Genomic DNA, 8,869 nt, shown 5'->3' on the forward strand with positions numbered 1-8,869 from the left:
TCTGCGTCGGCTACAAGCTCGACGGCAAGGAGATCGATTATTTCCCGGCCGGCGAGGGCGCGCAGGCCCGGGTCGAGCCGATCTGGGAGACCATCGAGGGTTGGAAGGAGCCGACCGCCCATGCGCGGTCCTGGGCCGACCTGCCGGCCCAGGCGATCAAATATGTCCGCCGGGTCGAAGAACTGGTGGGTTGCCCCATCGCCTTGCTTTCCACGAGCCCCGAACGTGAGGATACTATCCTGGTTCAGAATCCGTTCGAGGCTTGACGGCAGAATGACGTAAACGCGCGCATAGAGTTGAAATGGCTGATTACTACCCGCTGATCGCCCGCGCTATCGCCGGACTGGATCCCAGCGCTCCCGGCGAGAGCCGGCGTGCGCTCTATGAGCGGGCGCGGGCCGCGCTGATCGCCCAGTTGCGCAGTGTGCAGCCGCCCTTGAGCGAATCCGAGATCACCCGCGAGCGTCTCGCGCTCGAGGAAGCGGTACGCAAGGTCGAATCGGAGGCGGCCCAGCGTGCCCGCGACGCCTCGCGTGCGAGCGGGGGTGCCGCGCGCGCCGGCGATGCCATCCGCCGTGCCGGCGCCCGCGCCGAGGTCGCCGCGCCAGCGCCGGCACCGGCCGCGCAATCGGCGACGGCTGCGCCGCGGCCGCGTCCGGCTGCGCCGCCTCCGCCCCCGCTGCCCCAGCGCAATGACCGTCCACCGCCGGAGGAGCGCCAGGAGAAGGGCGAGCAGAAGACCGAGCAACCGCGCCCACCGCGTAACGGGCGGGCCGAGCCGGTGGCACAGCCGACGGTGACCATGCAGGATCCGCAAATGTCCCCGGTGCGCGAGCGAACGGGCGCACCGGCACGCCGTGGCCCGGACGGCAATGGCGGTCAGGCGGCGCCGGGTCTGCGAGGCTTCCGCGACATCACGGCTGATGCCGACGACCTCGGCCGCGCCACCGCGCAGGCCAATCGGGCGGCGCGCAAGACCTATGCGAGCGTGCCGCCGCCTGTGCCCGAGATCGACCGTCTCGAGCCTGGTCCGGAAGGTCGTAGCGACTTCGAGGCCTTCTCCTCCTTCGAGGAGCCCGCGCCGGAGGTCGAGCGGGCTCCGCCGCCGCTGCCGGCGCGAACGCGGATTGCCGCTGAAGCGCGCGAACGCGAGCCGAAGCGCGCGAGCTCCGCGGCGGTGTTTCCATTCAAGAGCGCCATCGCCATCGGCATCGTGCTGATTCTGGCCGGCGCGGCGATCCTGTGGGGCAGGCCGGTCGCCACGATGGTGAGCGGCCTGTTCAGGTCCTCCTCATCGCTGGTGGAAGCCCCCAAGGACAGCTCGGCGCCGCTGTCGAAGCCGAAGATCACCGACCGCGTCGGCCAGCCGTCATCGTCCGACCAGGTCGCCCCGGTGGCACAGCGCGTGGTTCTGTATGACGAGGACCCTTCCGATCCCAAGGGCAAGCAGTATGTCGGCACGGTGATCTGGCGCACCGAACCGATCAAGGCATCCGGCAACCAGCCGGCCGATATCGCCGTGCGTGCCGAAATCGACATTCCGGACCGCAAGTTCAAGATGACGATGTCATTCCGCCGCAACACCGATTCCTCGCTGCCGGCGAGCCATACCGCCGAACTCACGTTCCTTCTGCCGCCGGATTTCGCCGGCGGCGGTGTCGGCAACGTACCCGGAATCCTGATGAAGTCGAACGAGCAGGCGCGCGGCACGCCGCTGGCGGGCCTCGCCGTGAAGGTCACTGACGGCTTCTTCCTGCTCGGGCTGTCGAACGTCGATGCCGACCGCGCACGCAACATTCAGCTCCTGAAGGAGCGGTCGTGGTTCGACGTGCCGCTGGTCTATTCGAACCAGCGCCGCGCCATCATCGCGATCGAAAAGGGCGAGCCGGGCGAGCGCGCCTTCAATGACGCCTTCGCCGTGTGGGGCGGATAGGCCTGCGTCCGTCGGCCATTTCGGCCAAACCGGGCGAGTTGAAGCCGTCGTCCGTCCGAGAAGATTCCAGTTGTTCAGACGTCGTCTGCCGCTGCTATAAGTGGTCGGGCAGGCGAGGGCGAGGCATGAAGCGCTACCTGATATTTGCGGCGGTCGGGCCGTTGCTGGGCGGCTTCTGGCTGCTGCTGGCGAGCACTCTGCAGTCGGGCTACTGGAGCCGTCCGCCCAGCCTCGCGGAGATCGGCAAGCTGCTCGCGGTGTTCGTGACCACACTGCAGTACAGCTATCTGTTCGGCGTCCTGCCGGCGCTGATGATCGGCGCCGTCGACGATATCCTGTTCCACATCAGGCGGATCGGTGCCACGGTTCGGATGCTGCTGGTCGGTGCCGTTGCCTTCATCACCACGGCCCTGATCTACGGCTCGCGCGGCGCCGACAGCGGCGTGCTGCAGTTCGTCATGTTCGGCCTGGTCGGCTTCATCCCCGCCACCATCAGTTCGTTCCTGGTGCACCGCTTCGTCGAGGAACAGCCGCACGCGAAGCCGGCGTGACAGGGCAAAAAGCGGCGAACCTTTCGATCCGCCGCGCAACAATCTCAAATGATCAAAGATTATCTCCCGTTGCCGCGGCAGCCGCCGCCGGGCCCGATGTGATAGCCGCGCGGGCAGGCATGCGCCCCCGGATCAGCGAAATTGCGCAGACAGCCACCATAGGGGCCGCGATGCCACCCGGCGCCGCAGCCGCCGGCAACCCTGATGATGTCGGCGTCGGCCGTTCGCTCGACCGGCGCCAGCGGCATGGCCTGGGCCGCGCCGGCGAACGTAGCAACGAGGAAGGTGGTCGCAATCAGTCTTCGCATGATCAGTCTCCGTGATGCAGTGGAAGGGGACGGGTCGTGTGTCAGCCGCCGGCAAACGCGATGCCGGCACGAACCTCGCCGATCGCCTGATCGATCAGTCCGAGCGCGCGTTCGCGATGGCCGCCCTTGTTCGGGGTCGCCTTCGCCAGCTCGATGCGGGCGGTTTCGAGCAGACTGACGGTTTCGGTCATGTGCGGCTGGGCACCGATCGCATAGCCGATGCCGACGCTCGACGCGATGGCCGCGCCGAGCAGCAGTGTCCGTGCGGAAGGAATCCTCATTCATTGTCTCCTTGCGGGAATCCCGAACTGTCGTTTGGATCGAGTTGTGGGCAGGCGCAGATTCTCGCGAAGGAATAGTGCCGGCCCCCGGCGCATCGATAAAGCGAACGCAGCTGCGTTGTCTTGGACTGGAAGGCGCGGGAGAGACCGCCGGCTTGGACTGTCCGGCGCTGTTCCATTGATGCCCCGCTGTTGCTAGCGTCGGCGCTCTCCCCTTCGGCCTGCGTTCAGCACGCGGCCGCCATACTTGATCAGACAGTTGAGTCCGATTTCGATGACCGTCCTCAGGAAGATGCTGTCGACCGATATGCTGCCGCAAGGGTTGAGCGACCGGCAGCGCTTCCTCCGCTTTGCGGAATTGTTCGAGCGTTTCTCCAACACCGGCGAGCTCGATCCGGCATCCGATGTGCCGTTCCGCGCCGCGATGAATTCCATCCACGTCGGCACCACCATGCTCGGACGCTGCGACGGCACCTTCACCACGGTGCGGCGCGAATATCGCCAGGTGCTGGAGACCAACGACGACCGCTATTGCCTCGTACGCAACACGGGCGACCGCCCGGCCCAGGTGATCCATCGCGGGTGCGAAGCCACGCTGCGTCCCGGTGCGATGCTGCTGCTCAAGCTCGACGAGCCGTTCTTCAGCGCCGACGGCACGAGCCACAAGCGCTTCACCAACGTCCACCTGCCAACGGCGGCGCTCGACGCAATGGTGCCAAACGTCGACGACCTCGTCGGCCGCGAACTTCAGCCGGGGGGCGCGCTGTCGCTCGCGATGGACTACAGCGACCTGCTGCTGCGGCATCCCGGCGCGGTCGCGGAGGCCGGCATGGCGATCGCGGCGCATCTGTTGGACCTCGCGGCCCTCGGCCTCGGCGCGCGCGGCGAGACCGCGACGGCGGCGCGGCGCGGGGGCTTGCGCGCGGTGCGCCTGAAGGCGGTGCTGGCGATCCTGGAAAAACGCTTCCCCGAGCCGGACTTTTCCGCCCACAAGCTCGCAGCGGCCGCGGGACTGTCGGAGCGCTATGTCAACGAGCTCCTGTTCGAGGCCGGTGCGGGCTTCACCACCCGGCTGACCGAGCTCCGGCTGCGCAAGGCCGTCGAGCTGTTGGCCCAGTCTAGGGGGAGGATCAGCGACATCGCCTTCGACTGCGGCTTCAACGACCTGTCCTATTTCAACCGCTGCTTTCGCCGCCGCTTCGGCCTGACGCCGACGGCGGCGCGGGGAAAGTGACGCAACTTGCGGCCGGCTGCCGCGTTACCATCTGATGCCCATGCCTCGTAACGATATCGATTCCAGGAACCGGCGCCCCCCGTTGGGCCCGGGCGAGGCGCGCGGGCCGATCATCGATCAGGAGGGGCGCGAGATCCCGCCGGAGTCGCTCGAGCAGGGCTTTCGCGAATTCCGCTTCGACTTCGGCTCCGCCAACCCGTTCGGCAACCTCAGCCGCGAGCAGCGCCTGGCACGGCTGGAGGCGATCGCAAAGCTGCTCGACGTCGCCTTCGTCGTGCCCGGCACCAACCTCCGCTACGGCATCGACGGCATCATCGGCCTGATCCCGGTGGTCGGCGACATCATCGTCACCGGCCTGTCGCTGTGGCTGGTGCACGAGGCGCGCGCGCTCGGCGCGCCCTGGCATGTCACCGCCCGCATGCTCGGCAACGTCGCCTTCCAGGGCGTGATCGGCAGCGTTCCGATCGCGGGCGACGCCATCGACATCCTGTACCGGGCCAACATGCGCAATGCCCGGATCCTGCGCCGCTGGCTGGACAAGCGACCAAGCTAAAACGTGCTCCGAAGGGGAGCACGTCAGCAGAAGTTCGGGCGATTGCAGCTCAGGCGGCGTCGGCGTCGGCGTCATTGCCGGCCGGGGCGGCCGGCGCGCGACGGCGGCGGGGGAGCGGGAAGGCCTCGCTTTCATAGAGCAGACGGATGCCGCTCTGGTCGAAGCGCGCCTCCTCGACCTGCAGATAGGCCCCGTTCAGCGAATCCGCCGGCAACTCCTCCATCGCAAAGCGAACGGCTTCCGCCGCGGTGCCAAATCGCCGATAGGCAAAACCCGCCCGCTTCTTCTTGCGGATCGCGGCGGGGAAGAGCTCGGCGGAGGTGTTGAAGTTGAAAGGACGCATGGTCAGTGACCTTTGTTTCTTGGCGTTCGACGCGGATGGACAGGGACAAAAGACGGGCGGCCCACCTCGAAGCGAGCCGGGATAGTCAGGTCATTGCGCCCCTTAATATAGGCTTGTTTGACAGAATTGCGAATCCCGGCGGATCAAATCATGAATCCATGTCGGGATTCATTATTTTCTAAAAACACATATTTCTCAAACGCTTACGAAAATCAAATCTTGTGCAGCAGAATCAGCACCAGCAGCACTACCAAAATGACGCCGCCCAGGCCGAGGCCCGAATGGCCATAACCGTAACCATAGCCGCCGAAGCGGCCGCTCAGGCCGCCAAACGATAGATGATCACCAGGATGATCAGGATCAGGCCAAGGGACATGGCACCCCTCCGAACGGGCCGGCAGCCGAACGCCAGCTCGCATCCGGCTGCCGATGAGCAAAGCACATTCCACCACCGCCTTCCACGCACCAACCGCGCACCGTGCGATCGATGACGTTACCGTGACATTTTCGTCGTGGCGGCATGGTCCATTGCTATTTCGGCTGCAACTTCAGCGCCGCCGAGTTGATGCAATAGCGCAGGCCGGTCGGGCCGGGGCCGTCATTGAAGACATGGCCGAGATGGCCGCTGCACTTCGAGCACAATACTTCAGTGCGGACCATGCCATGGCTGAGATCGGTCTCTTCGTCGACATGGCTTTCGGTCGCCGGCCGGCTGAAAGAAGGCCAGCCGCAACCCGAGTCGAACTTGGCATCCGATTCGAACAACTGCTGCCCGCAGCCGGCGCAGACATAGGTGCCCGGCCGGTGCTCATGCTCATATTCGCCGGTGAACGGCCGTTCCGTCGCCTTCTCCCGCAGCACGGCATACTGCATCGGCGTCAGCTCGGCGCGCCATTCGGCCTCGCTCTTGGTGACCTTCTCCGGCGGGGTCTTGGTATCGGCCATGGATCCTCCGTTGGGGGGGACGCTAGTTGGTGACCTTGGCGTCGCCCACCAGCGTCGGCTTCTCGAGATAGTTCTCCGCGAAGATCTTCCTCAGATTCTCGATCTTCGGCAGATCGTTATAGGCAATATAGGGTTGGTTCGGGTGCAGCGTCAGATAGTCCTGATGATAGCCCTCGGCCGGGAAGAACCCTTCCAGCGAGCCGACCTTGGTCACGATCGGCTTCCTGTAGACCTTGGCGGCATTGAGCTGGGCGACATAGGCCTCCGCCGCCTTCTTCTGCGCGTCCGAGGTGGTGAAGATCGCGGAGCGATACTGCGTGCCGCTGTCCGGGCCCTGGCGGTTGAGCTGGGTCGGGTCATGCGCCACCGAGAAGAAGATCTGCAGGATCTTGCCATAGCTGATCTTCTGCGGGTCGTACTTCACCTGCACGGATTCGGCATGCCCGGTAGTTCCGGTCGACACCTGCTCGTAGCTCGCGGTCCCCTTGTCACCCCCGGCATAGCCGGACACCGCGCTGGTGACGCCGGCGGTGTGCTGGAACACGCCCTGCACCCCCCAGAAGCAGCCGCCGGAGAGCACGACCGTCTGGATGCCGTCGGCAGGAGGCAGGTCGGCGGCGGGCGGCGGGATCACCACCGCGTCCTCGGCCGCGCGCAGCGGCATGGCATGGAAGGTGACGATCGCCAGCGCACCGAGGGCGGCGGCGCAGAGCGTGAGACGGCTGAATGGACTTCGGCGCATGGCATTCTCTCTCCGGTTGCTGGCTCAGTGCCGCGAATGTGACGGTAGCTCAGGGCAGGATCGCCCCGCAAACAGCCAAGATACGCATTAAGGCCGCCCCTGTTACGGAAGCGCGGACACGAGTCCGTGAGCCGCCCTCCGCGGACGGCCGCGGCCACCGTGAACCGCCGCAGCGGTTGATCGACCAATTCAGTAGCCCGGGGAGTCCTTGTCGCAGCATGTGGCGCACGCTTTTCCTGTCCTTCATCGGCCTCAATCTGTTCGGCGGGCTCGCGCTGGCCGGGCCTGTGCTCGCCGACGATGTCACGACCTGCCGCGAGAAACAGAGCGACGCCAGGGTGCGGCTCGACGCCTGCGAGAAGCTGATCGCGTCGGCCCAGGCGGAGCCGAAGGACCTCGCTGTGGCGCTGGCGGTACGGGGCGAGAACCTGCTGGCCAAGGACTTCGACAAGGGGATCGCGGATTTCGGCGACGCCATCAAGGCCGATCCGGAAAACCTGCGGATCGTCGTCGCGCGCGGCTGGGCCTATGAACGCAAGGGCCGGGACGATCTGGCCATGGCCGATTACAACCTTGCTTTGCAGAAACGCCCGAATTACGCCGCCGCCTATAACAACCGTGGCACGCTCTATTTGCGCAAGGGTGCGCTGCAGAGCGCGTTCGACGACTTCACCCAGGCGATCAAATTTGCGCCGACCGGGTTCCTCGTTCCCTACACCAACCGTGCCCGGATCGAGACCATGAACCAGGACTTCGACGCGGCGCTTGCCGATTTCGCCAAGGCCGAGGCGATCGATCCGAACGCGATGCAGCTTCATTCCAACCGCTGCGTCACCTATGGTGCGATGGGTCGCTACGACGAGGCGCTGGCCGACTGCAACGCCCTGCTGGCGCGGATGCCGAAATATCAGTACGTGCTGTCCAACCGCGCCGACGTCTATTTCGCCAAGGGCGATCTCGACGGCGCGCTGAAGGACTACAACACGATCCTCGAGATCAACCCCAACAATGTGCGCGCGCATGCTGGCCGCGGCCTCCTGTTCGAACGCCGGCGCGACCTCGCGCAGGCGCGCGCCGACTACCGCTCGGCGGCGTTCGCGCTGGCGCCCTATGACGACATCGAGATCGCCAAGGCTCGCACGATGGCGCGGGAACGCCTCGCGGCGCTCACCGCCGAGGGGCCGACAGCGGCGAGCGGACGCCGGGTCGCGCTGGTGATCGGCAACGGCGGCTACAGGAACGCGCATCCGCTGGAGAATCCGCCGCGCGATGCCCGGCTGATCGCCGGCGTGCTCAAGGATCTCGGCTTCCAGAGCGTCACGCTGGCGAACGATCTCACCCGCGACAAGTTCTTCGATACGCTGCATGCCTTTGCCAGCGAGGCCGAGAAGGCCGACTGGGCGGTGGTGTATTATGCCGGCCACGGCTTCGAGATCGGCGGCGTCAACTATCTCGTGCCGGTCGATGCGAAGCTTGCGGTCGACAAGGACGCCGAGACCGAGGCGGTGGCGCTCGAGCAGGTGATCGGCGCGGTCGACGGCGCGCGGGGCCTGCGGCTCGTGATGCTTGATGCCTGCCGCGACAATCCGTTCGCAGCGACCATGAAGCACACCATCGAATTGAAGCTGGTCGACAGGGGATTTTCCAACATCGAGCCGTCCGCTGGATTCATGGTGGTCTATGCAGCCAAGCATGGCGAGACTGCACTCGACGGCACCGGCGCCGACAGCCCGTTTGCGCTTGCGGTCGCCCGCGATCTCAGGGAATCCCATGTCGAGGTACGGAAGCTGTTCGACATCGTGCGCGACGATGTCTGGACGTCGACCAGGCACGCGCAGCAGCCCTTCACCTACGGCTCGCCGCCGGGCCGCGAGGATTTTTACTTTGCCGGGAAGTGAGCGCATCGCAGTATGGGGTAGGGTGGGCTAAGACGCGAAGCGTCATGCCCACCATTCTCTCGACCAAACGGCTCCGGGTGG

At 65.9% G+C, this 8,869-nt stretch carries 11 protein-coding genes and 1 pseudogene; 6 read left to right on the forward strand and 6 right to left on the reverse strand.

Annotated features, from left to right (window positions below):
* The 3 genes from JOY90_RS17200 to JOY90_RS17210 form a co-directional block, all read left to right on the forward strand.
* Positions 1 to 266, forward strand: a 266-nt coding sequence (locus JOY90_RS17200; RefSeq protein ID WP_291692318.1) for an adenylosuccinate synthetase, incomplete at its 5' end; no start/stop codon positions are given.
* 35 nt (positions 267 to 301) lie between these two features.
* Positions 302 to 1,933 (forward strand): hypothetical protein, encoded by a 1,632-nt coding sequence (locus tag JOY90_RS17205; RefSeq protein WP_291692319.1) that lies wholly within the window; start codon positions 302 to 304, stop codon positions 1,931 to 1,933.
* 125 nt (positions 1,934 to 2,058) lie between these two features.
* The gene (locus tag JOY90_RS17210; protein WP_291692320.1) at positions 2,059 to 2,484 is read left to right on the forward strand and encodes a DUF5413 family protein; all 426 of its coding nucleotides are present in this window, start codon (positions 2,059 to 2,061) and stop codon (positions 2,482 to 2,484) included.
* 59 nt (positions 2,485 to 2,543) lie between these two features.
* Here the strand turns inward: JOY90_RS17210 and JOY90_RS17215 are convergent, their stop codons facing one another.
* The gene (locus JOY90_RS17215) at positions 2,544 to 2,792 is read right to left on the reverse strand and encodes a hypothetical protein (RefSeq protein WP_291692321.1); all 249 of its coding nucleotides are present in this window, start codon (positions 2,790 to 2,792) and stop codon (positions 2,544 to 2,546) included.
* Positions 2,793 to 2,833: 41 nt separating this feature from the next.
* Positions 2,834 to 3,073, reverse strand: a complete 240-nt coding sequence (locus tag JOY90_RS17220) for a hypothetical protein (RefSeq protein ID WP_291692322.1) — start codon at positions 3,071 to 3,073, stop codon at positions 2,834 to 2,836.
* 274 nt (positions 3,074 to 3,347) lie between these two features.
* Between JOY90_RS17220 and JOY90_RS17225 the strand changes: the two genes are divergently transcribed.
* Positions 3,348 to 4,307 (forward strand): helix-turn-helix transcriptional regulator, encoded by a 960-nt coding sequence (locus JOY90_RS17225; RefSeq protein WP_291692323.1) that lies wholly within the window; start codon positions 3,348 to 3,350, stop codon positions 4,305 to 4,307.
* A 34-nt stretch (positions 4,308 to 4,341) separates the two neighbouring features.
* Positions 4,342 to 4,860 (forward strand): DUF4112 domain-containing protein, encoded by a 519-nt coding sequence (locus tag JOY90_RS17230; RefSeq protein WP_291692324.1) that lies wholly within the window; start codon positions 4,342 to 4,344, stop codon positions 4,858 to 4,860.
* Between the two features lie 49 nt (positions 4,861 to 4,909).
* On the opposite strand, the gene JOY90_RS17235 is transcribed toward JOY90_RS17230, so the two are convergent.
* From JOY90_RS17235 to msrA, 4 genes and pseudogenes are all read right to left on the reverse strand, one after another.
* A complete protein-coding gene (locus JOY90_RS17235; protein WP_291692325.1) occupies positions 4,910 to 5,203 on the reverse strand; it encodes a hypothetical protein in 294 nt (97 codons plus the stop codon).
* A 212-nt stretch (positions 5,204 to 5,415) separates the two neighbouring features.
* Positions 5,416 to 5,579: pseudogene (locus tag JOY90_RS17240) on the reverse strand (DUF3309 family protein).
* A gap of 155 nt (positions 5,580 to 5,734) precedes the next feature.
* Positions 5,735 to 6,148, reverse strand: coding sequence for a peptide-methionine (R)-S-oxide reductase MsrB (gene msrB, locus JOY90_RS17245; protein ID WP_291692326.1), 414 nt, complete (start codon positions 6,146 to 6,148; stop codon positions 5,735 to 5,737).
* A 22-nt stretch (positions 6,149 to 6,170) separates the two neighbouring features.
* Positions 6,171 to 6,890 (reverse strand): peptide-methionine (S)-S-oxide reductase MsrA, encoded by a 720-nt coding sequence (msrA, locus tag JOY90_RS17250; RefSeq protein WP_291692327.1) that lies wholly within the window; start codon positions 6,888 to 6,890, stop codon positions 6,171 to 6,173.
* Between the two features lie 218 nt (positions 6,891 to 7,108).
* On the opposite strand from msrA, the gene JOY90_RS17255 reads away from it, so the two are divergent.
* The gene (locus tag JOY90_RS17255) at positions 7,109 to 8,788 is read left to right on the forward strand and encodes a caspase family protein (protein ID WP_291692328.1); all 1,680 of its coding nucleotides are present in this window, start codon (positions 7,109 to 7,111) and stop codon (positions 8,786 to 8,788) included.
* Positions 8,789 to 8,869 lie beyond the last annotated feature (81 nt).

Source organism: Bradyrhizobium sp., from assembly GCF_019242285.1.
Taxonomy (GTDB): Bacteria; Pseudomonadota; Alphaproteobacteria; order Rhizobiales; family Xanthobacteraceae; genus Bradyrhizobium.

Bases quoted from the DNA above. Each gene is read 5' to 3' on its own strand.
- JOY90_RS17205 (WP_291692319.1), top strand. From the start codon at position 302: ATGGCTGATTACTACCCGCTGATCGCCCGCGCTATCGCCGGACTGGAT.
- JOY90_RS17210 (WP_291692320.1), top strand. From the start codon at position 2,059: ATGAAGCGCTACCTGATATTTGCGGCGGTCGGGCCGTTGCTGGGCGGC.
- JOY90_RS17215 (WP_291692321.1), bottom strand. From the start codon at position 2,792: ATGCGAAGACTGATTGCGACCACCTTCCTCGTTGCTACGTTCGCCGGC.
- JOY90_RS17220 (WP_291692322.1), bottom strand. From the start codon at position 3,073: ATGAGGATTCCTTCCGCACGGACACTGCTGCTCGGCGCGGCCATCGCG.
- JOY90_RS17225 (WP_291692323.1), top strand. From the start codon at position 3,348: ATGACCGTCCTCAGGAAGATGCTGTCGACCGATATGCTGCCGCAAGGG.
- JOY90_RS17230 (WP_291692324.1), top strand. From the start codon at position 4,342: ATGCCCATGCCTCGTAACGATATCGATTCCAGGAACCGGCGCCCCCCG.
- JOY90_RS17235 (WP_291692325.1), bottom strand. From the start codon at position 5,203: ATGCGTCCTTTCAACTTCAACACCTCCGCCGAGCTCTTCCCCGCCGCG.
- msrB (WP_291692326.1), bottom strand. From the start codon at position 6,148: ATGGCCGATACCAAGACCCCGCCGGAGAAGGTCACCAAGAGCGAGGCC.
- msrA (WP_291692327.1), bottom strand. From the start codon at position 6,890: ATGCGCCGAAGTCCATTCAGCCGTCTCACGCTCTGCGCCGCCGCCCTC.
- JOY90_RS17255 (WP_291692328.1), top strand. From the start codon at position 7,109: ATGTGGCGCACGCTTTTCCTGTCCTTCATCGGCCTCAATCTGTTCGGC.